General features: G+C 55.5%; 20 protein-coding genes. 10 read left to right on the forward strand and 10 right to left on the reverse strand.

Annotated elements, in window-relative coordinates:
- The 3 genes from ABLV17_RS14525 to pdhR all read right to left on the reverse strand — a co-directional run.
- The coding region (locus ABLV17_RS14525; protein WP_348854342.1) for a biotin/lipoyl-containing protein at window positions 1-472 on the reverse strand (472 nt) is incomplete at its 3' end.
- Window positions 473-486: 14 nt separating this feature from the next.
- On the reverse strand, window positions 487-3150 hold the full coding sequence (gene aceE, locus ABLV17_RS14530) for a pyruvate dehydrogenase (acetyl-transferring), homodimeric type (protein ID WP_015368222.1): 2664 nt from the start codon (window positions 3148-3150) through the stop codon (window positions 487-489).
- 140 nt (window positions 3151-3290) lie between these two features.
- Window positions 3291-4070, reverse strand: a complete 780-nt coding sequence (gene pdhR, locus ABLV17_RS14535; RefSeq protein ID WP_015368223.1) for a pyruvate dehydrogenase complex transcriptional repressor PdhR — start codon at window positions 4068-4070, stop codon at window positions 3291-3293.
- 645 nt (window positions 4071-4715) lie between these two features.
- Between pdhR and aroP the strand changes: the two genes are divergently transcribed.
- The 3 genes from aroP to ABLV17_RS14550 all read left to right on the forward strand — a co-directional run bounded on the left by aroP (window position 4716) and on the right by ABLV17_RS14550 (window position 8623).
- Entirely contained in the window at window positions 4716-6089 is a 1374-nt protein-coding gene (gene aroP, locus ABLV17_RS14540; protein WP_183269049.1) for an aromatic amino acid transporter AroP, read from the forward strand.
- A gap of 171 nt (window positions 6090-6260) precedes the next feature.
- Complete coding sequence (locus ABLV17_RS14545) at window positions 6261-7667, forward strand: MFS transporter (protein WP_015368226.1); 1407 nt, start codon at window positions 6261-6263, stop codon at window positions 7665-7667.
- The gene (locus ABLV17_RS14550) at window positions 7667-8623 is read left to right on the forward strand and encodes a family 43 glycosylhydrolase (protein WP_348854343.1); all 957 of its coding nucleotides are present in this window, start codon (window positions 7667-7669) and stop codon (window positions 8621-8623) included. The genes ABLV17_RS14545 and ABLV17_RS14550 overlap by 1 nt, the downstream gene beginning before the upstream one ends.
- Window positions 8624-8699: 76 nt before the next feature.
- Here the strand turns inward: ABLV17_RS14550 and ampE are convergent, their stop codons facing one another.
- Window positions 8700-9554, reverse strand: a complete 855-nt coding sequence (gene ampE, locus ABLV17_RS14555) for a beta-lactamase regulator AmpE (RefSeq protein WP_087860876.1) — start codon at window positions 9552-9554, stop codon at window positions 8700-8702.
- The gene (gene ampD, locus ABLV17_RS14560; RefSeq protein ID WP_308958823.1) at window positions 9551-10114 is read right to left on the reverse strand and encodes a 1,6-anhydro-N-acetylmuramyl-L-alanine amidase AmpD; all 564 of its coding nucleotides are present in this window, start codon (window positions 10112-10114) and stop codon (window positions 9551-9553) included. Before ampD ends, ampE begins: the two co-directional genes overlap by 4 nt.
- A gap of 137 nt (window positions 10115-10251) precedes the next feature.
- On the opposite strand from ampD, the gene nadC reads away from it, so the two are divergent.
- The 4 genes from nadC (at window position 10252) to hofC (ending at window position 14348) form a co-directional block, all read left to right on the forward strand.
- Window positions 10252-11145: a carboxylating nicotinate-nucleotide diphosphorylase gene (gene nadC / locus ABLV17_RS14565; protein ID WP_015368230.1), complete on the forward strand. Its 894-nt coding sequence runs from the start codon at window positions 10252-10254 to the stop codon at window positions 11143-11145.
- Window positions 11146-11325: 180 nt separating this feature from the next.
- Complete coding sequence (gene ppdD, locus ABLV17_RS14570) at window positions 11326-11757, forward strand: prepilin peptidase-dependent pilin (RefSeq protein ID WP_087860878.1); 432 nt, start codon at window positions 11326-11328, stop codon at window positions 11755-11757.
- A gap of 10 nt (window positions 11758-11767) precedes the next feature.
- Window positions 11768-13153 carry a type II secretion system protein GspE gene (gene gspE, locus ABLV17_RS14575; protein ID WP_113374417.1) on the forward strand — a complete coding sequence of 462 codons (1386 nt, stop codon included), beginning with the start codon at window positions 11768-11770 and terminating at the stop codon, window positions 13151-13153.
- Window positions 13143-14348, forward strand: a complete 1206-nt coding sequence (hofC, locus tag ABLV17_RS14580) for a protein transport protein HofC (protein ID WP_348854344.1) — start codon at window positions 13143-13145, stop codon at window positions 14346-14348. Before gspE ends, hofC begins: the two co-directional genes overlap by 11 nt.
- A gap of 30 nt (window positions 14349-14378) precedes the next feature.
- Here the strand turns inward: hofC and ABLV17_RS14585 are convergent, their stop codons facing one another.
- Window positions 14379-15422 carry a GMP reductase gene (locus tag ABLV17_RS14585; protein ID WP_015368234.1) on the reverse strand — a complete coding sequence of 348 codons (1044 nt, stop codon included), beginning with the start codon at window positions 15420-15422 and terminating at the stop codon, window positions 14379-14381.
- A 337-nt stretch (window positions 15423-15759) separates the two neighbouring features.
- Here ABLV17_RS14585 and coaE point away from each other — a divergent pair, with 337 nt between their 5' ends.
- Genes coaE through yacG form a run of 3 tightly spaced genes read left to right on the forward strand, consistent with a single transcriptional unit; the run spans window position 15760 to window position 17327 of the window.
- The gene (coaE, locus tag ABLV17_RS14590; protein WP_271031933.1) at window positions 15760-16380 is read left to right on the forward strand and encodes a dephospho-CoA kinase; all 621 of its coding nucleotides are present in this window, start codon (window positions 15760-15762) and stop codon (window positions 16378-16380) included.
- Window positions 16380-17123 (forward strand): cell division protein ZapD, encoded by a 744-nt coding sequence (gene zapD / locus ABLV17_RS14595; protein ID WP_087860882.1) that lies wholly within the window; start codon window positions 16380-16382, stop codon window positions 17121-17123. Before coaE ends, zapD begins: the two co-directional genes overlap by 1 nt.
- A 9-nt stretch (window positions 17124-17132) precedes the next feature.
- Window positions 17133-17327 carry a DNA gyrase inhibitor YacG gene (yacG, locus tag ABLV17_RS14600; RefSeq protein WP_015368237.1) on the forward strand — a complete coding sequence of 65 codons (195 nt, stop codon included), beginning with the start codon at window positions 17133-17135 and terminating at the stop codon, window positions 17325-17327.
- A gap of 67 nt (window positions 17328-17394) precedes the next feature.
- On the opposite strand, the gene mutT is transcribed toward yacG, so the two are convergent.
- The 4 genes from mutT to lpxC form a co-directional block, all read right to left on the reverse strand.
- Window positions 17395-17787: an 8-oxo-dGTP diphosphatase MutT gene (mutT, locus tag ABLV17_RS14605; RefSeq protein WP_213794604.1), complete on the reverse strand. Its 393-nt coding sequence runs from the start codon at window positions 17785-17787 to the stop codon at window positions 17395-17397.
- A gap of 60 nt (window positions 17788-17847) precedes the next feature.
- Window positions 17848-20553, reverse strand: a complete 2706-nt coding sequence (secA, locus tag ABLV17_RS14610; RefSeq protein ID WP_032709883.1) for a preprotein translocase subunit SecA — start codon at window positions 20551-20553, stop codon at window positions 17848-17850.
- Between the two features lie 61 nt (window positions 20554-20614).
- A complete protein-coding gene (gene secM / locus ABLV17_RS14615; protein WP_015368240.1) occupies window positions 20615-21112 on the reverse strand; it encodes a secA translation cis-regulator SecM in 498 nt (165 codons plus the stop codon).
- 322 nt (window positions 21113-21434) lie between these two features.
- Entirely contained in the window at window positions 21435-22352 is a 918-nt protein-coding gene (gene lpxC, locus ABLV17_RS14620; RefSeq protein ID WP_015368241.1) for a UDP-3-O-acyl-N-acetylglucosamine deacetylase, read from the reverse strand.
- Window positions 22353-22431: the final 79 nt, after the last annotated feature.

The raw sequence follows: 22431 nt of genomic DNA on the forward strand, positions 1-22431 counted from the left end.
TTACGGTACCCGCGAACGGCGCCGGAACTTCCATAGAAGCTTTGTCGCCTTCGACAGTGATCAGGGATTGCTCAGCGGCGATGGTGTCGCCCACTTTAACCATGATCTCGGTGACTTCAACTTCATCGCCGCCGATATCCGGTACGTGAACTTCTTTCGCTGCGCTTGCCGCCGGCGCTGCTGCCGGTGCCGGAGCAGCTGCTTTCTCTTCCTGCGCAGGTGCAGCGGCTGCTGCACCCTCGGCGGAATCGAAAATCATGATCAGTTTGCCAGTCTCGGTTTTGTCGCCGACGGAGACTTTAATCTCTTTCACGACGCCAGCCTGCGGAGACGGAACTTCCATAGAGGCCTTGTCGCCTTCTACGGTGATCAGCGACTGTTCAGCTTCAACTTTGTCGCCAACTTTGACCAGGATCTCGGTGATTTCAACTTCATCAGCCCCGATGTCCGGTACTTTGATTTCGATAGCCATTATTCTCTTACCTCTTACGCCAGACGCGGGTTAACTTTTTCTGCATCGATGTCGAATTTAGCAATGGCGTCAGCCACGACTTTCTTATCGATTTCACCACGTTTAGCCAGTTCGCCCAGCGCCGCAACGACCACATAGGAAGCATCGACTTCGAAGTGGTGACGCAGGTTTTCACGGCTGTCGGAACGACCGAAGCCATCGGTACCCAGTACGCGGTAATCATCAGCCGGTACGTAAGTACGAACCTGCTCGGCGAACAGTTTCATATAGTCAGTGGATGCTACAGCCGGAGCGTCGTTCATCACCTGAGCGATGTACGGTACGCGCGGAGTTTCCAGCGGGTGCAGCATGTTCCAGCGTTCGCAATCCTGGCCATCACGCGCCAGTTCGGTGAAGGAGGTGACGCTATACACGTCAGAACCCACGCCGTAGTCTTTCGCCAGGATCTGCGCTGCTTCACGAACGTGACGCAGGATAGAACCGGAGCCCAGCAGCTGAACTTTACCTTTGCTACCTTCGAGGGTTTCGAGTTTGTAGATACCTTTACGGATACCTTCCTCGGCGCCTTCCGGCATGGCCGGCATGTGGTAGTTTTCGTTCAGCGTAGTGATGTAGTAGTAAACGTTCTCTTGCGCTTCGCCGTACATACGTACCAGACCGTCATGCATGATGACAGCGACTTCGTACGCGTAAGACGGGTCGTAGGAGATACAGTTCGGGATAGTCAGCGACTGAATGTGGCTGTGACCATCTTCGTGCTGCAGACCTTCGCCGTTCAGCGTAGTACGACCGGAAGTACCACCGATCAGGAAGCCGCGCGCCTGCTGATCGCCTGCCGCCCAGCACAGATCGCCGATACGCTGGAAGCCGAACATCGAGTAGTAGATGTAGAACGGAATCATCGGCAGGTCGTTGGTGCTGTAGGAGGTCGCAGCAGCCAGCCAGGATGCGCCTGCGCCCAGCTCGTTAATACCTTCCTGCAGAATCTGGCCTTTCTCGTCTTCTTTGTAGTATGCAACCTGCTCACGGTCCTGCGGGGTGTACTGCTGGCCGTTCGGGCTGTAGATACCGATTTGACGGAACAGACCTTCCATACCGAAAGTACGCGCTTCATCGGCGATGATCGGCACCAGACGATCTTTGATCGACTTGTTCTTCAGCATCACGTTCAGGGCACGAACGAAAGCGATAGTGGTAGAGATTTCTTTGTTTTGCTCTTCCAGCAGCGCGCTGAAGTCGGCCAGGGTCGGCAGCTCCAGTTTCTCAGTGAATTTCGGCTGACGAGTCGGCAGGTAGCCGTTCAGCTTTTCACGTTGAGCGTGCAGGTAAGTGTGCTCTTCGGAACCTTCCGGGAAGGTCACGTACGGCAGTTTTTCGATATCGGCATCAGCCACCGGCACGTTGAAACGATCGCGGACGTAGCGAACGCCGTCCATGTTCATTTTCTTAACCTGGTGCGCGATGTTTTTACCTTCCGCGGTGTCGCCCATACCATAACCTTTAATGGTATGCGCCAGAATCACGGTCGGCTGGCCTTTGGTTTCCTGCGCTTTTTTCAGTGCAGCGTAGACTTTCTTCGGATCGTGACCGCCACGGTTCAGGGCCCAGATCTGCTCGTCAGTCCAGTCGGCAACCAGCGCGGCGGTTTCCGGATATTTACCGAAGAAGTGCTCACGAACGTAGGCGCCGTCTTTGGATTTGAAGGTCTGGTAGTCGCCGTCAACGGTTTCGTTCATCAGCTGAATCAGCTTACCGCTGGTGTCTTTACGCAGCAGCTCATCCCAACGACCGCCCCAGATAACCTTGATAACGTTCCAGCCAGCACCACCGAAGATGCCTTCCAGTTCGTTAATGATTTTACCGTTACCGGTGACCGGGCCGTCCAGACGCTGCAGGTTGCAGTTGATGACGAAGACCAGGTTATCCAGTTTTTCACGGGTCGCGATGGTGATAGCGCCTTTAGATTCCGGCTCATCCATCTCGCCATCGCCCAGGAAGGCGTAAACGGTTTGCGCAGAGGTGTCTTTCAGACCACGGTGTTCCAGATATTTCAGGAATTTAGCCTGATAGATAGCGCCCAACGGCCCCAGACCCATCGATACGGTCGGGAACTGCCAGAATTCCGGCATCAGTTTCGGGTGCGGATAAGAGGACAGACCATTACCGTGAACTTCCTGACGGAAGTTGTTCATCTGCTCTTCAGTCAGACGACCTTCCAGGAAGGCACGTGCATATACGCCCGGAGAGATGTGGCCCTGGAAGTAAACCAGATCGCCGCCGTCTTTCTCAGTGCGCGCACGGAAGAAGTGGTTGAAGCAGACTTCGTAGAAGGTTGCGGAAGACTGGTAGGATGCCATGTGGCCACCCAGCTCCAGATCTTTCTTCGATGCGCGCAGAACGGTCATGATGGCGTTCCAACGGATCGCTGAACGAATACGGCGTTCCAGCTCCAGATTGCCCGGGTATTCCGGTTCATCTTCAACGGCAATAGTGTTGACGTAATTATGCGCTGCCGCACCGGCCGCTACTTTCACGCCGCCTTTGCGGGCCTCAGAAAGAAGCTGGTCGATCAGATACTGAGCACGCTCAACACCTTCTTCACGGATGACCGATTCGATCGCCTGTTGCCAGTCGCGAGTTTCGATCGGATCCACGTCATTCTGGAAACGTTCTGACATGGGGGTATTCCTTATCTATCTAATCGTTGATTTAACTGGAACCTGTCCCATTGAACTCTTTAGCGTTTCACTCTGATGAACAACCAAAAATTCAATAAGACAGGTTCTGCGTTTAGTTGCCGCGCTCTAAAAAATGGCGCTTAAGAACCGGAGTTCTCGTCCTTTCGTTGCTGTAAACGACGCAATGAACGTTCTCTACGACTCTGTTCACGGCTACGATCCAGCAAAATTTCCTCAATGAACGCCAGGTGACGGTGCGACGCCTCACGCGCCTGCTCCGGCTCCCCGGCCATTATCGCCTCGAAAATGCGAGTACGATGGTTGCTGACCAACGGGAGCATTTCCCGGCGGGCATACAGCAATTCAAAGTTCTGACGAACGTTTTGTGCCAGCATCGGCTCCATACACCTTAGCAGATGGAGTAACACCACATTGTGCGCCGCTTCGGTGACGGCGATTTGGTACTGGACGACAGCGCCGGATTCGGCGTCGAGATCGCCGGACTGTTGGGCCCGCTCAATGGCTTGATGCAGCTCGCGAATACGGTCGCGATCTTCATCATTGCTGCGCAGCGCCGCGTAATAAGCCGCGATGCCTTCCAGCGCGTGACGGGTTTCCAGCAAATCGAATTGGGATTCAGGGTGGTCGGACAGGAGCTCGACCAACGGGTCGCTAAAGCTCTGCCACAGGCTGCTTTGTACAAAGGTTCCACCGCCCTGGCGACGAAGCAACAGGCCCTTGGCTTCGAGGCGTTGAATCGCCTCACGGAGCGAGGGACGGGAAACGTCGAACTGTTTTGCCAGTTCGCGTTCAGGCGGGAGTTTTTCACCGGGGCGCAACGTCCCCTCAAGAATCAGAAACTCCAGCTGCTGCTCTATCACATCAGAAAGTTTTGGTTGGCGGATCTTGCTGTAGGCCATATTCCCTGTCTCTGCCATTCGCCCGGAGTCAATTGGTCTTACCAATTTAAAGTTCGTAGCGCTAAAGTAACAAAGTATTCACCTCCTGTCCATACAGGTTTTGATTGAAATCAGTAAACCTGGCCTTTTTTAACAACCTTACAGAAATAACGTTTCAGAAATGTAACCTTGCACAAAACTTACATTTACCCAGCAAGGGGTAGCATTAACTTTATATAAACGAAAAATTACGCTTTCTGAACCGATTCAAGAAGCGAAAAAGTGCATTTATAAACCAATAAAGTGAATAGATAACCAATAAAGGGTAGCGGTGGCGGTGGTAAGAAAAAATGACAAACGGTGTCTTTTTGTTCGTTCCGTCATCATCCCTTCATAAAGCAGGTGCATTCGCACGCCCTTACCATTATTCTTCATCAGGCGAAAGGTCTTTGAGGGAATTTCCGCTTTGCTTTCCGTAAAGAAATCAATACAAAAATGGAATTTCATAATTACACAAACACAACAATGTGTGCGTTGCGTCACTCGGGTAAAAACTGGCCTCAAACGCCTTGAAATTAGCTAACTATGCTATTTGGCAGAGACGGACAGCAAAGCAGCAACCTGAAGGATGAAGCGTATAAACATAATAACCACACACGAGGTTTCATGATGGAAGGTCAACAGCATGGCGATCGACTCAAGCGCGGCTTGAAGAACCGCCATATACAGCTCATTGCGCTAGGAGGCGCTATTGGTACGGGCTTATTCCTGGGTAGTGCGTCAGTGATTCAATCTGCAGGTCCTGGTATTATTCTCGGCTACGCTATCGCCGGGTTTATCGCCTTCCTGATCATGCGCCAACTCGGCGAAATGGTCGTCGAAGAACCGGTAGCCGGTTCATTCAGCCATTTTGCTTATAAATACTGGGGCGGCTTTGCCGGCTTTGCCTCCGGCTGGAACTATTGGGTGCTGTATGTGCTTGTCGCCATGGCGGAACTGACCGCCGTGGGCAAATATATCCAGTTCTGGTGGCCGGAAATCCCTACCTGGGCCTCCGCGGCGGTCTTCTTCATCGCCATTAACGCCATTAACCTGACCAACGTAAAAGTGTTCGGCGAAATGGAGTTCTGGTTCGCGATTATTAAAGTCGTCGCAGTAGTGGCCATGATTCTGTTCGGCGCCTGGCTGTTGTTCAGCGGCAACGGCGGCCCGCAGGCGACGGTCAGAAACTTGTGGGATCAGGGCGGTTTCCTGCCGCACGGCTTCACCGGGCTGGTGATGATGATGGCGATCATTATGTTCTCCTTCGGCGGTCTGGAACTGGTGGGCATCACCGCGGCAGAAGCGGACAACCCGGAAAAGAGCATCCCGAAAGCCACCAACCAGGTTATCTACCGTATCCTTATTTTCTATGTAGGCTCCCTGGCCGTGCTGCTCTCGCTGCTGCCGTGGACGCGCGTCACCGCCGATACCAGCCCGTTCGTGCTGATCTTCCACGAACTCGGCGACACGCTGGTGGCAAACGCCCTCAACATCGTGGTGCTGACCGCCGCGCTCTCGGTTTACAACAGCTGCGTGTACTGTAACAGCCGTATGCTGTTCGGCCTGGCGCAGCAGGGTAATGCGCCGAAAGCGCTGCTGACTCTCGATAAACGCGGCGTACCGGTCAACACCATTCTGGTGTCCGCCGTAGTCACCGCGCTGTGCGTGCTGATCAACTACCTGGCGCCGGAATCGGCGTTCGGACTGCTGATGGCGCTGGTGGTCTCCGCGCTGGTAATTAACTGGGCGATGATTAGCCTCGCGCACATCAAATTCCGTCGCGCTAAGCAGCAGGAAGGCGTGAAAACGCGTTTCCCAGCGCTGTTCTACCCGCTGGGTAACTGGGTATGCCTGCTATTTATGGTCGCGGTACTGGCCATCATGCTGATGACCCCGGGGATGGCGATTTCGGTGTGGCTGATACCGGTATGGATTGCCGTTCTCGGCGTTGGCTATCTGTTTAAACAGAAAAGCGCCGGCGTCGTAAAAGCACAATAATATATCTCGTCACGCCGTGTCCGTCCTTTACCGACGGGCACGGCGCATTGTTATCTGCTTCACACTTTCCTTCCTGTAACAGTTTTCTCCATATCGATGACGGATTACTGCAACGTAATTCCCGACGCTAAGACCAATAATTCTCTCCAGACTGCAATGGAGAGTTCCAGGATGACAGGCAATACACTTTCGCTGAAAGAAAAGATTGGCTACGGGATGGGCGACGCCGGATGTAACATTATCTTTGGCGCCATCATGTTGTTCGTTAACTACTTTTATACGGATATTTTTGGTCTTGCGCCGGCGCTGGTTGGGGTGCTGCTGCTTTCGGTGCGCGTCATCGATGCCGTCACCGACCCGATCATGGGAGCGATGGCCGACCGCACCCGCAGTAAATATGGCCGCTTTCGCCCATGGCTGCTGTGGATGGCCTTCCCCTACGCCCTGTTCAGCGTACTGATGTTCACCACCCCGGAATGGACCTACAACAGCAAGGTTATCTATGCCTTCGTCACCTACTTCCTGCTGTCGATAACCTATACCGCGATAAATATCCCCTACTGCTCTTTGGGGACAGTGATGACATCCGACCCACAAGAACGTGTCGCCTGCCAGTCATACCGCTTTGTGCTGGTCGGTATCGCGACGCTTCTGCTCTCGCTGACTCTGCTGCCTATGGCGGAGTGGTTCGGCGGCGCTGATAAAGCCAAAGGTTATCAAATGGCGATGACCGTATTGGCGTTCATCGGCATGTGTATGTTTTTGTTCTGCTTCGCCACCGTACGCGAGCGCATCCGCCCGGCGGTCCAAACCAACGACGAGCTGAAAAAAGACCTCAAAGATGTGTGGAAAAACGACCAGTGGGTTCGCATTTTGCTCTTAACCCTGTGCAACGTTTGCCCCGGCTTTATCCGCATGGCCGCCACCATGTACTACGTCACCTGGGTGATGGGGCAAAGCACCCACTTCGCCACTCTGTTTATCAGCCTTGGCGTGGTCGGCATGATGATCGGCAGCATGCTGGCGAAAGTGCTGACCGACCGCTGGTGTAAACTGCAGGTCTTTTTCTGGACCAACATTGTACTGGCGGTCTTCTCCTGCGCGTTCTACTTCTTTAATCCGCATGCCACGACGCTGATTCTGGTGCTCTACTTCCTGCTCAATATCCTGCATCAAATCCCGTCGCCGCTGCACTGGTCGCTGATGTCCGACGTTGATGACTACGGCGAGTGGAAAACCGGTAAACGGATCACCGGCATCAGCTTCTCCGGCAACCTGTTCTTCCTGAAAGTTGGGCTGGCGGTCGCCGGGGCTATGGTGGGTTTCCTGCTGTCGTGGTACGGCTACGATGCCGGCGCGAAGCAGCAAAGCGCCTCGGCGCTAAATGGTATCGTGCTGCTGTTCTCAGTGATCCCCGGCGTTGGCTACCTGATTACCGCAGGCGTCGTACGCCTACTGAAAGTTGACCGTGATCTGATGCGCCAAATCCAGAGTGATTTGGAAAAGCGCCGCAGTAACTACAGCGAACTGAATGAACTCCAGGAATTGAAAACCAGTGAACACGTAAGGAAAGCCTGATGAACAACTGGCCTAACCCCTTTATTGAACAACGCGCGGACCCTTTTATCCTGCGCCATCACGACCACTACTATTTTATTGCCTCCGTACCGGAATATGATCGGCTGGAGATTCGCCGCGCCTCCACGCTGGAAGGCCTGCGTGAAGCCGAGCCGGTGACCGTCTGGCGCAAGCCGCAAAGCGGGCCGATGAGCCAGCTGATTTGGGCGCCGGAGCTCCACCACATCGACGGCAAGTGGTATATCTATTTCGCCGCCGCCCCGACCCATGACCTCGACGCCCAGGGGATGTTCCAGCACCGGATGTTTGCCCTTGAGTGTACAGACAGCGATCCGCTCAGCGGCCGTTGGCATGAAAAAGGGCAAATTATCACCCCGTTCGATACCTTTGCCCTCGACGCCACCACCTTCAGCCATCAAGGGAAACGCTGGTATTTATGGGCGCAGAAAGACCCGCAGATCGCCGGCAATAGCAATCTCTATCTGGCGGAGCTGGAAAACCCGTGGACGCTAAAAGGCGCGCCGCTCATGCTGAGCAAGCCGGAGTTCGCCTGGGAATGCCGGGGATTTATGGTCAATGAGGGGCCTGCGGTGCTGGTACACGGCGATAAGCTGTTTATCAGCTATTCCGCCAGCGCGACCGATGAAAACTACTGCATGGGATTATTATGGATCGACCGTGAAGCCGACCCGCTGGTGGCTGAAAACTGGCATAAATCCCCGCAGCCGGTATTTCGCACCAGCTATGAAAACCGCCAGTATGGTCCCGGCCACAATAGCTTTACGCAAACGCCGCAGGGGGAAGATGTGCTGGTGTACCACGCGCGCAACTACACCGAAATTGAAGGCGACCCGCTGTACGATCCTAACCGTCATACCCGGCTAAAGCTGGTACGCTGGCAAGAAAACGGGATGCCCGACTTCGGCATCCCGCCCGCTGACTCGCTACGGTTATAGGACCGTAGGCCGGATAAGCGCAGCGCCATCCGGCGACATGAGTGCGCCAAGCCCAGCAGCGCCTGGCTTCGGGCTGTTAAATCAAAGTCCCGTAGATGGTCAGCAGCGCCATAATCACCACCACCACCAGCGAGGTTTTCTTCGCCATGGAAACCGCCGCTTTTGGCGTCTCAACCGCATCGACGTGCGGCTCGCGGGCCAGCGAGAACTGGGCCAGACGAGTTAATACCTGATACTGCGAAGAGTGACGGTCGCCTAGCGAGGCAAACCACGCCGGCAGCGCTTTTTCGCCGTGTCCCAGCAGCGCGTATACCACGCCAACCAACCGCACCGGCACCCAATCGACAATATGCAGAATACCGTCAATGCCGGACTGTAAACGATGGCGCGGCGTCTGATAGCGCGCAAGCCAGGTCTGCCAGGCGCGCAGGACGCAATAGGCCGTCAGCGTCAATAACCCCCACGGGCCGCCGACCACCAGCCAGAACAACGGCGCCAGATAGTAGCGATAGTTAATCCATAGCAGCGCGTTTTGCAGCTCGCGAAGATATTCCTGACGATCGCAGCCCGGCGGCACGCCGTGAATAAGCGTTAGCTCGCTGGCCATCGAATCGCAGGCGTGGCTATCGTTGTTCGCCGCCGCCTTCAGATAGGCATGATAATGCAGGCGCACCTTACCCGCGCCGATACACAGCAGGCCAAGCAAAATCCAGAACACCAGCAGCGGTACGTTAAATAGCTGCCCCTGTAGCAGGCGTTGAATAACATATACCACCGCCACCGCGACGACGGTCATCAGCACGGTGCCGAACAGCGAGAAATGCTTCACGCGGCGGAACAGTACCTCCAGGCGATGATCGAGCTGCCAGTGCTCGCCAAGCTTGAACAGACGCTCGGCGATGAGAACCAGCAGCGTAGTAAACAACGTCATGGTATCTCCTTATGTGACGATGCGGCCAACATACCGCGGTATTTTGCCCAATCAAAGGCCGGGCCGGGATCCGTTTTGCGTACCGGCGCGATATCGCAATGGCCGGTAATATTATCAGCAATACCAGGATAACGCTGGATAAGCGCTTGGGTAATCGCCACTAGCTGCTGGTACTGCGCCTCGGTGTAGGCCTGAGTATCCGTCCCTTCCAGCTCAATGCCGATCGAAAAATCATTGCAGCGCTCGCGGCCGTGATAGCTGGAGACGCCCGCATGCCATGCGCGCTTATCAAAGGGCACATATTGGACTATTTCGCCATCGCGGCGAATCAGACAATGCGCCGAAACGCGCAGATGAGCAATCCCGGCGAAGTAAGGATGCGCGTCGGCATCCAACGTACCGGTAAATAGCGCGTCAATCCACGGGCCGCCAAACTCCCCCGGCGGCAGGCTGATATTGTGTACCACCAGTAAAGAAGGGTTTTCATCGTCCGGGCGGCAATCGTGATGCGGCGAAGGCACCCGACGCGCGCCCACCAGCCATCCGCCATTCAACTGCATGGGGAATCTCCTTTCGCAAACGTAGATCCCGGCGGCCCCACAGGCGACGCGAAATCCATTGGGTATGTGTGGTACAGAAACGTGGTTCAGGTTAGCATGTTTCCCACTTCTGAATCTTATCTATCTGGAGCTTTATCATGACGCCTCGTCGCTACAGCCCCGACCGCCGCCGTGACGCGCTGCTGGAACGTATTAATCTCGATATTACCGACGCCGTCGCGCAATCACTACGCGAAGATCTGGGCGGCGAAGTTGACGCTAACAACGATATTAGCGCGCAACTATTGCCGTCGGACGCGCGCTCTCACGCCGTCGTTATCACCCGCGAAGATGGGGTATTCTGCGGTAAGCGTTGGGTAGAAGAAGTTTTCATTCAGCTTGCCGGCGACGATGTCAGCATCACCTGGCACGTGGCTGACGGCGATACGGTAAAAGCCGATCAGCCGCTGTTCGAACTGGACGGGCCGTCGCGGGTGCTGCTAACCGGCGAACGCACCGCGCTAAATTTCGTGCAGACCCTCTCCGGGGTAGCAAGCGAAGTGCGCCGCTACGTCGACCTGCTCAAAGGCACCAAAACGCAACTGCTTGATACGCGTAAAACGTTACCCGGCCTGCGCACCGCGTTGAAGTACGCGGTACTGTGCGGCGGCGGCGCGAACCACCGTCTGGGCCTTTTCGACGCCTTCCTGATCAAAGAAAACCACATCATTGCCTCCGGTTCGGTACGTCAGGCGGTGGAAAAAGCCTTCTGGCTGCACCCGGACGTACCGGTGGAAGTCGAAGTCGAAACGCTGGATGAACTGGACGAAGCGTTAAAGGCCGGCGCTGATATCATCATGCTCGACAATTTCACCACCGACCTGATGCGCGAGGCGGTAAAACGTACCAACGGCCAGGCGGCGCTGGAAGTCTCCGGCAACGTTACCTTCGATACCATTCGCGAATTCGCGGAAACTGGCGTTGACTATATTTCCGTCGGCGCACTCACTAAGCACGTACGGGCCCTCGACCTGTCCATGCGTTTTCGTTAATTCTCTCCCCGATATCCGCCGGGTATCGGGGCTATTTTTGCGAGACGCCTCGCACGCTTACCGTGCATCTTTGAAAGCGCTACCGAAAAGCTGGATGCCTTCATCCTAAGCGTATTTTTCCTCCTCGCCGCCGCGACGTAATCGCGCCAAAGTCACCCCACAACGAACAAGGAGTGACTTATGGATAAGCAACGTGGTTTTACCCTGATCGAATTAATGGTGGTTATCGGCATTATCGCCATCCTCAGCGCCATCGGCATCCCCGCCTACCAGAATTACCTGCGCAAAGCCGCCCTCACCGATATGCTGCAAACCTTTGTGCCCTACCGCACGGCAATAGAGCTGTGCGCGTTGGACCACGGCGGGCTATCCAGCTGTGATGGCGGCAGCAACGGTATCCCCTCACCAACGACCACCCGCTATGTATCGGCGATGAGCGTCGCCCAAGGCGTGGTCACCCTGACCGGCCAGGAGAGCCTGAACGGGCTGGCCGTCACCCTGACCCCTTCCTGGGATAACGCCAACGGTATCACCGGCTGGCAGCGCGTCTGCGCCATCAGCGATGACAGCGCGTTAAAGCAGGCCTGCGAAGATGTCTTCCGCTTTAACTGAGGTGACAGCCATGAAAACCGAACAGCTACTCTCACTCTGTCAGCGCCATCACGCGCTGTTGTTGAAGAGCGATGAGCAGACCATTGTTATCGCCGTCGTGGATGCGCCGGCGCCAGAACTGATGGAAGCGCTGCGCTTCGCTACCCAAAAGCGCATCGATATTGAATGCTGGAGCCAGGAGCGGATGGATAAGCGTCAGCATGAGGCGCAACAGTCAGCATCAAAGTCCGCCACGGGTAACACCCAGGGCGTAACCGATCTACTGAATCAAATTCTGGAGCAGGCGCTGCGCCAGCGTGCCTCTGATATCCATATTGAGCCGGCGGAAAATCAGCTGCGGATACGCCTGCGCGTCGATGGCGTGTTGCATGCCCTACCGCGACTTGAGGCCGCGCTGGCTGCGCCAATGACCGCACGGCTTAAGGTGCTGGGCAACCTCGATATTGCCGAGCATCGTCTGCCGCAGGATGGACAGTTCACTCTGACGCTGGCCGGGCGCACGGTCTCCTTTCGCATTGCAACCCTCCCCTGCCGCGGCGGGGAAAAAATCGTCCTGCGTTTATTACACCAGGTGGAGCAGGCGCTGGATCTGGAAGCTCTGGGGCTCTCCTCTCGTCAGCTTGCTTTTTTCCGCGCCGCATTGAACCAGCCGCAGGGGTTGCTACTGGTCACCGGGCCTACGGGGAGCGGCAAAACCGTCACTCTGTATAGCGCGCTGCAGGCGCGAAACCGCGAAGAGGTCAATATCTGCAGCGTGGAAGATCCGCTGGAGATCCCGCTTACCGGGCTCAACCAAACGCAGATCAACCCGCGATCCGGGCTTACCTTCCAGAGCGTCCTGCGGGCGCTGCTGCGTCAGGATCCGGACATCGTCATGGTCGGAGAAATTCGCGATGCCGAAACCGCGGAAATCGCCATTAAAGCCGCACAGACCGGGCATCTGGTGCTCTCTACATTGCATACTAACTCCACCAGCGAAACGTTGATTCGCCTGCAACAAATGGGCGTAGCGCGCTGGATGATCTCCTCGGCGCTCTCGCTGGTGGTCGCCCAGCGGCTGGTGCGAAAACTGTGCCCCCACTGCCGGCGCGATGGAGGCCGCCCTACCGAGGTGCCGCACAGTCTTTGGCCACGCCCATTGCCCGGCTGGCTGGCGGTTGGCTGCCCACAGTGCTACCACGGTTACTACGGCCGCCTGGCCTTATTCGAACTGCTGCCGGTGGATAGCGCGCTACGTCAGGCCATTAATTGCGATCTCAGCGCGGCGGAAATCGAAACGCTGGCCCGCGAAGCCGGCATGATGACGCTGTTTGAAAGCGGTTGTGAAGCGGTGGAGCGTGGATTAACCACTCTTGAAGAGATTATCCGAGTGCTGGGGATCCAGCATGGCGACTAAGCAGCTTTGGCAGTGGCGGGGGATGAATAAGCAAGGAATGCCGTGCGAGGGCGCCCTGTGGCAAGAAACGCGCGCGCAGGCGCTGGCATCACTGGAACAGCAGCAGATACTGCTGCTGACGCTGCGCCGCCAGACGGTACAGGGTTCGCTATGGCGTCCGCGCTATAGCAGCGAGGTTATACACCAGCTTGCCACGCTGCTGCAGGCTGGTTTACCGCTGGCCGAAGGGCTTGAGCTGCTGGCCCAACAACAGCCGCACAAACAGTGGCAGGCGCTACTGCGAATGCTGGCGCAGGAACTGGTGCAGGGCGTATCTCTTTCCAGCGCCCTGGCGCAATGGCCGCAGGTCTTCCCTCCGCTCTATCTGGCGATGATCCGCACCGGCGAGCTCACCGGTAAGCTGGAACGCTGCTGCTTTCAGCTCGCGCGACAACAGCAGGAACAGCAGCGTCTGACAGAAAAGGTAAAGAAGGCGCTGCGCTATCCGTTCATTATCCTGATATTAGCGCTGACGCTGGTCGTGGCGATGCTGTTTTTCGTTCTGCCGGAATTTACCGCCATCTATCGGACCTTCAACACGCCGCTTCCCCTGCTGACGCAAATGGTCATTCACATCGGCAATGCGTTGGCCCGCTACTGGCCGTTGCTGCCGCCTCTTTTTGCTATTCCGCTATTTCTCAACCGATTGGCCCGGCGTCGGCCACGCTGGCTGCTGTTAAGGCAAAGATTATTACACGCGATTCCGATTGCCGGTCGGCTGATCAACGGCCAGCAACTGAGCCAGATATTTACCATTCTTTCACTGACCCAAAGCGCGGGCATAAGCTTTGTCCAGGGGCTGGAGAGCGTCGAGGAAACTGTGAGCTGCCCGCTATGGCGGAAGCGGATTGCACAGGCGCGCGCAGATATCATCCACGGCAATCCAATCTGGCAGGCGCTGACGAATTGCGGCGGATTCACCTCGCTGTGCCTGCAGCTCATTCGTACCGGCGAGGCATCGGGAGCGTTGGATACGATGCTCGATAACCTGGCGCGCCATCATAGCGAGCAAACTCATCAACAAGCGGATAATCTGGCGACGCTGCTGGAGCCAATACTGCTGGTGGTGACCGGAACGATCGTCGGCGTGCTGGTGGTAGCGATGTACCTACCTGTTTTTCATCTGGGGGATGCGCTGGGCACAATGGGGAGTTAATGGCTGGCGCCAGAGCGCCAGCCAACGTCATTACAGGCTGTTGAACACGCGGTTCTCTTGTTCCTGTACGCGGATAAAGGTTGTACGTTTAGTCAGCTCTTTCAGGCGAGAAGCCCCGACATAGGTGCATGCTGAACGCAGGCCGCCGAGGATATCACGCGCGGTATTATCCACCGGGCCGCGCAGCGGCAGCTTGACGGTTTTACCTTCCGCCGCGCGGTACTTCGCGACGCCGCCGACGTGGCGTGTCATCGCCGACTCAGAGCTCATACCGTAAAACAGCATGAATTTTTCACCGTTCTCTTCAACCACGGTACCGCCGCTCTCCTCGTGGCCCGCCAGCATCCCGCCGAGCATCACGAAATCGGCGCCGCCGCCAAAAGCTTTCGCGACATCGCCCGGCATGGTGCAGCCGCCATCGCTGATGATCTGGCCGCCGAGACCGTGCGCGGCATCAGCGCACTCAATCACCGCAGACAGCTGCGGATAGCCAACGCCGGTTTTCACGCGGGTAGTACAGACGGAACCTGGGCCGATGCCGACTTTAACGATATCAGCGCCGGAAAGAATCAGTTCTTCACACATCTCACCGGTCACTACGTTGCCGGCAATAATGGTTTTTTGCGGCCAGGCGGCGCGTGCTTTCGCCACGAACTGAACAAAGTGTTCAGAGTAGCCGTTAGCCACGTCGATGCAGACAAAGTTCAGCTGTGGATTCTGGGTCAGGATCTGCTGAGTTTTTTCAAAGTCCGCGTCAGAGGTGCCGGTGGACACCATCACATGCTGCAGCACTTCTGCGGATTCGCTCTGCACAAACGCCTGCCATTCTTCAACGCTGTAGTGCTTGTGCACGGCGGTCAGAATTCCAAAAGCGGACAGGGCTTTCGCCATGCTGAAGGTGCCGACGGTATCCATGTTAGCAGCAATAATCGGTACGCCGGACCAGGTCTGGCCTGAATGCTTAAAGGTGAATTCACGTTCCAGCTGAACATCAGAACGGCTTTTGAGGGTAGAGCGCTTCGGGCGGATAAGAACGTCTTTAAAACCTAGCTTCAGATCTTCTTCAATACGCATGTGCGAATTCCTGGGGTTAATTGCATTAATGTGAGAGCACAACTCCAGTGACGCTATCATACGCACGAATCATAGCCGCGCAAGACTGCGATTTTCACTTTTTTTACGCTACAATCGTTTAAATTTACCTGGTGAATAGCGAAAAACACGCTCGTGTGCTTTCCTTACCAGTGCATCATTTTTAACCAATTGATTTTCATATATAAAGAAAGTAACGATTCACATAATGGATACTTTTTCGATTTAGCAAAATCTCGATTAAGCTATCCCCGGCGCCTGACGGGCGCGGTGAATCGCCAGGGTTTTGAACAATAATGTGACATCGGGATTGAAGTGTATGGGGTATACGGTAGCGTTAACAGGCGGCATCGGTAGCGGTAAAAGTACCGTCGCCGACGAGTTTGCTCACCTGGGCGTAACCGTCATCGACGCCGATATTATTGCGCGTCAGGTTGTAGAGCCCGGTACACCTGCCCTGCTCGCCATTGCCGAAAGATTTGGTCCGCAGATGATCAACGACGATGGCAGCCTGAATCGCCGCCGCTTACGCGAACGCATTTTTGCTCATAGCGAGGACAAGGTCTGGCTTAACGCGCTGCTGCATCCGCTGATTCAGCAAGAAACGCGCCGTCAGATGCAGGCCTCAACCTCACCTTATCTCCTCTGGGTCGTACCCTTGCTGGTCGAAAACCGCCTGACCGATAAAGCCGATCGCATACTGGTTGTCGATGTGCCGAAAGAGACGCAAATCGAGCGCACCATGCGCCGCGATGGGGTCAGTCGCGAACACGCTGAACATATTCTTGCCGCCCAGGCGACACGCGAACAGCGTCTTGCCGCAGCGGATGATGTTATTGAAAACATGGGCTCCGCGGATGCCGTCGCATCCCACGTCGCCCGCCTGCACGAAAAGTATTTAATGCTGGCATCGCAGGCCGCCTCACAGGAAAAACCGTAATGCATACCCCTGTTCTCTTCGAACATCCGCTCAATGAGAAAATGCGCACCTGGCTGCGCATTGAATTTTTATTTCAGCAGCTCTCTTCTCGCCCCACCATCGCCAGCTATGCGGACGCCCTCCATTTTTTCCGCAATACCGGCGATCTACTGGATGTGCTGGAACGCGGTGAAGTGCGTACCGATCTGCTGAAAGAGCTGGAGCGACAACAGCGGAAATTACAAACCTGGGCCGAAGTGCCCGGCGTCGACCAGCAGCGTATTGAAGCCCTACGTCAGCAGCTTAAACAGTCCGGCAGCACCTTGATCTCCGCTCCGCGCATTGGCCAGTTTCTTCGTGAAGATCGGCTGATTGGCCTGGTGCGCCAGCGTCTGAGCATCCCTGGAGGCTGTTGCGGCTTTGATTTACCAACGCTGCATATCTGGCTGCATATGCCGCAAGAGTATCGTGATGAGCAGGTGGCGAGATGGTTAGCGAGCCTGACGCCGCTGATGCAGTCGCTGGAGCTGATCCTTGATTTGATTCGTAACTCCGCGCCTTTCCGTAAGCAAACCAGCCTCAATGGTTTTTATCAGGATAACGGCGACGATGCCGATCTGCTGCGCCTGCGCCTGGATCTCGCAAGCCAGTTGTATCCGCAAATTTCCGGCCATAAAAGCCGCTTTGCTATCCGTTTCCTGCCACTGGACAGCGAGCATGGCATCGTGCCGGAACGCTTTGATTTTGAACTGGCTTGTTGCTAAGGAGACACTATGTCAGAAGAGACTATCGTTAACTGCCCAACCTGCGGTAAAAACGTCGTCTGGAGCGAGCAAAGCCCGTTTCGCCCGTTTTGCTCGAAACGCTGCCAGCTTATCGATCTTGGCGAGTGGGCGGCGGAAGAGAAACGTATACCCAGTTCCGGCGACTTGTCCGACAGCGATGACTGGAGCGAGCCGCAGCAGTAACCTTCCCTATCGCTAACCCGGGACGATCCGGATTAGCGTTTCAGGCAGGCGCCGGGTTGCCCGGCGCTCAGGCAAGCGTAATAAGTTTATTGATTATCGGCTCGTTCGCCGGCGGAAATGCCTGCGGATCCAGCGCCTGCTGCGCCATCCACTGCCCCGGTTGTCCTTCTTTGCCCCACGGCTCGCCTTGCCAGTTTTCCACCAGGAAGAACCATAGCGTGATATGGCGGTCAGGGAACTGATACTCCAGTTTGTCGAACAACGCAGACGTCGTCACCGTAATCCCGACCTCTTCCTGCAGTTCACGTATCAGCGCCTGTTCCGGCGTTTCACCTGATTCTATTTTGCCGCCGGGGAATTCCAGTTTATTAGCCATATGCGCGTCTGCGGCACGCTGGGTAATAAATATTTCGCCTTGCGGATTGCGAATTATCCCGACGGCGATTTGCAGTTTTTTCATTGAATCAGCTCCATAAAAAAGGCGCAGAAATCTGCGCCCTGGTTTGCTTTTTATCAGCCCTTAGCTTAGACGGCCGTGGCACTGTTTATATTTTTTACCGGAACCGCACGGGCACGGATCGTTACGGCCAACCTTACGGTCGCCGGTCTGCTCAGCCAGCGAGGCGGCAGCCAGAGTATCGTCATCCTGATGGCTCAGCTGCTGCATCTGCGCGAGACGCTCCGCCTCTTCACGACGTTGCTGTTCCATCTCTTCGACTTCTTCCGGCATCCGCACCTGCACCTTGCTCAGGGTGCTGATGACTTCATACTTCAGCGATTCGAGCATAGCTGCGAACATTGAGAAGGATTCGCGCTTGTACTCCTGCTTCGGATCTTTCTGCGCATAGCCGCGCAGATGAATACCCTGGCGCAGGTAGTCCATCGCCGCCAGGTGCTCTTTCCACAGGGAATCCAGCGTTTGCAGCATGACGCCTTTCTCGAAGTGACGCATCATTTCGGCGCCGACCACTTCTTCTTTACGCTGGTAGGTTTCTACCGCGCTCTGCAGAATACGTTCGCGCAGGGTCTCTTCGTGCAGCTCCGGCTCTTTATCCAGCCACTCTTTGATTGGCAGATCAAGGTCGAAGTCGTTTTTCAGACGTTCCTGCAGGCCTTCGATATCCCACATTTCTTCCAGCGACTGCGGCGGAATGTGCGCATCGATAGTGGCTTTGAAGACATCTTCGCGGATGCTGTTGATGGTTTCGCTCACGTCGGAGATATCCAGCAGCTCGTTACGCTGGGTGTAAATAGCGCGACGCTGATCGTTGGCGACGTCATCATATTCCAGCAGCTGTTTACGAATATCGAAGTTGCGGCTTTCCACTTTACGCTGAGCGTTGGCAATCGCTTTGGTCACCCACGGGTGCTCGATAGCTTCGCCCGGCTTCATCCCCAGTTTACGCATCATGCCGGATACGCGATCGGAGGCGAAGATACGCATCAGGGCATCTTCCATCGACAGGTAGAAGCGGGAAGAACCGGCATCACCCTGACGGCCAGCACGGCCACGTAGCTGGTTATCGATACGGCGGGATTCATGACGCTCGGTACCGATGATGTGCAGACCGCCTGCGGCCAGGACCGCATCGTGGCGCACCTGCCAGTCAGCTTTGATTTTTTCAATCTGCTCCGGCGTTGGATTTTCCAGCGCGGCGACTTCTGCCTGCCAGCTACCACCGAGCATAATATCGGTACCACGGCCCGCCATGTTGGTGGCGATAGTGACCGCAGCCGGATAACCCGCCTGAGCGACGATATCCGCTTCACTGGCGTGGAACTTGGCGTTCAGGACATTGTGCTTGATGCCGGCTTTCGTCAGTTCGCGGGAAACCACTTCAGATTTTTCGATTGAGATAGTACCGACCAGCACCGGCTGACCGGCAGCGGTACGATCTTTAATATCCTCGATAATCGCCTGAATTTTTTCCGCTTCGGTCATGTAGACCAGATCCGCCATATCCTTACGGATCATCGGACGGTTAGTCGGGACGACAACGGTATCCAGTTTATAGATGGAGCTGAATTCAAAGGCTTCGGTGTCCGCGGTACCGGTCATCCCCGCCAGCTTCTCGTACAGACGGAAGTAGTTCTGGAAGGTGATGGATGCCAGAGTCTGGTTCTCGTTCTGGATCTCCACGCCTTCTTTGGCTTCTACCGCCTGGTGCAGGCCATCGGACCAGCGACGCCCCTGCATCGTACGGCCGGTGTGTTCATCAACGATGATGACTTCGCCATCTTTCACGATGTAGTCAACGTCGCGGGTAAACAGCGCATGGGCGCGCAGCGCGGCGGTAACGTGGTGCATCAGCATGATGTTGGTCGGAGAATACAGCGATTCGCCTTCCTCCATGATGCCTTCCTGCACCAGCAGCTCTTCGATCAGTACCAGACCGCGTTCGGTCAGGTTAACCTGGCGAGCTTTCTCATCCACGGAGAAGTGGCCTTCACCGGTAAAGGTGTCGGAGTCTTCCTTTTCCTGGCGGATCAGGTGCGGAATAATTTTGTTCACCTTGCGATACATTTCGGAGCTGTCTTCAGCCGGGCCGGAAATGATAAGCGGCGTACGCGCTTCGTCGATCAGGATGGAGTCCACCTCATCCACCAGCGCATAGTGCAGTTTACGCTGTACGCGCTCTTCCGGGCTGAACGCCATGTTATCGCGCAGATAGTCGAAGCCGTATTCGTTGTTGGTACCGTAGGTGATGTCGGCTGCGTAGGCTTCACGCTTCGCCGGCGCAGGCAGGCCTGACATATTGATGCCCACGCTCATGCCGAGGAATTCGAACAGCGGACGGTTGTTTTCGGCGTCACGCTGCGCCAGATAGTCGTTGACGGTAACGACGTGAACGCCTTTACCGGTCAGCGCGTTAAGGTAGGCCGGCAGGGTCGCGGTCAAGGTTTTACCTTCACCGGTACGCATTTCCGCGATGCAGCGGTCGTTCAGTACCATACCGCCCAGCAGCTGCACGTCGAAGTGGCGCATGCCGAAGACGCGTTTACTCGCTTCGCGCACTACGGCAAAAGCTTCCGGGATCAGGCTTTCAAGGCTTTCACCTTTCTCCAGACGCGCGCGGAATTCTCCGGTTTTGGCTTTCAGCTCATCATCAGAGAGCTTTTCCATCGCCGGTTCCATACCGTTGATGATATTGACGACTTTGCGCATACGACGCAGCGTACGGTCGTTACGGCTACCGAACACTTTAGTTAACATTTTAATTAGCATAATAAAATCTCAAACGCCCCGCGGTGCGGAGTCAAAAAAATAGGATGGTCCGTGTTTATTTTCAGCTGAGACGTTGAGGCCCTGCGCGTATCCCCGCCACCTGGCTTATCCAGGCGCTGACGCGGAAGGCAGAATAAGAGGAAGGGATATACGCCGCCTGGCGGATAACCACCGGCGGTTTGCTGTCCTGGGTCAGCAGCGCGCTGAGCGTGTCGAGCAGGGCCAGATGCTGGGCCTGAAGCGGCGATGATTCTTCCGCCACCGGTAAAGCCTGCGGCGCCATCGCAAACGACAGATGGCGAATGACGGTGCGAATCGCATGCTGATGCCAGTAATCGACGGTAAAGTTCGGCCGACGGTTGGCCTCCAGCAGCGCCAGCTGGGAGAAGTTAACTTTATTCGGGTTATGGTTGCTGGCCGTGGCTTTCGCCGGCGTAGTGGTTTCGTGGCTGTTGTTAAGCGCAGGCAGGCCGAGGCTAGCCGCGACCATCCCCAACAGGAGATGCGGCCAAAAATACCGTCTGCCAAACTGTCGCCAACGCGTCAGCAATCCACTCACTTTCTTTACCTTTAGTTGGTATTCCTGCGTCCTTTCAGGCGGTCCATTTTATTGGCGGTCTTCGCAGTACAGCCTGAAATCGACAGGATAAAGCAACCCAGAGAAAAATTTTGCGCCCAAATACTAACATTAATACCGCGCCGAGACAGCAGGAATGAACGCTAATGCTGCGGGAAAACGCTTAATAAAGCAGCGAACGCGCACAGGTTATTGCCAGCGAAACACAGTCAAAAGCGGTTTGGGGAGGCTAAAAAGAAAAACGACTGGTTCCCTGGACGGAGAGAGTACCAGGTTACCAGTCGAATTTACTGAATGGTCAGGCTTACGCCAGAACCATTGACGGTGCGCGGAATGCCAGCGGCAGTTTTGCGTCGTCTTCGAAGGTCACATACTCCCAGGCTTCCTGTTTTGCCAGAACAGCCTGCAGCAGTTTGTTATTTAACGCGTGACCGGATTTGAACGCCGTGAATGCGCCGATAATGTTGTGACCACACATAAACAGGTCACCGATCGCATCCAGCATTTTGTGGCGAACAAATTCATCTTCAAAGCGCAGACCGTCTTCGTTCAGTACGCGATAATCGTCAACAACGATGGCACAATCGAAGCTGCCGCCCAGGCACAGGCCACGGGACTGCAGATATTCGATATCACGCATGAAACCGAAAGTACGAGCACGGCTAATCTGACGCATGAACGCATCAGCCGAGAAGTTCAGCGCATAGCGTTGGGTGCTGGAGTCGATCGCCGGATGGTTAAAGTCGATGGTAAAGTCCAACGAAAAACCATTGTACGGCTTAAACTCAGCCCATTTGTCGCCATCTTCAACGCGAACCGTCTCTTTGATACGCACAAATTTCTTGGCGCTGTTCAGTTCATCGATGCCGGCATCCAGCAACAGATAAACGAACGGAGCGGCGCTACCGTCCATAATCGGGATTTCCGGCGCATCGACTTCAACAATAATGTTGTCGATACCCAGGCCAGCCAGTGCGGCATTTAAGTGCTCGACTGTAGAAATCCGCACGTCATGCTCGTTCACCAGGCAAGTACAGAGCATGGTATCACGCACAGATTTGGCATCAGCCGGAAAATCAACCGGTGGATTCAAGTCGGTGCGACGATAGATGACCCCGGTATTTGCCGGCGCAGGGCGTAAAGTCAGCGTGACTTTCTTGCCGGTATGCAAACCGACACCAGTCGCCTGAACAATACGTTTAAGAGTCCTTTGTTTGATCATCGTATAATCTCGCCAAGTTACCTATCCAACCGAAGTGTACTATACATTCGGCAGGGCAGTTTAGCACAAAGAGCGCAGA

This window comes from Klebsiella sp. CN_Kp091 (assembly GCF_040065095.1).
Classification (GTDB): Bacteria; Pseudomonadota; Gammaproteobacteria; order Enterobacterales; family Enterobacteriaceae; genus Klebsiella; species Klebsiella aerogenes.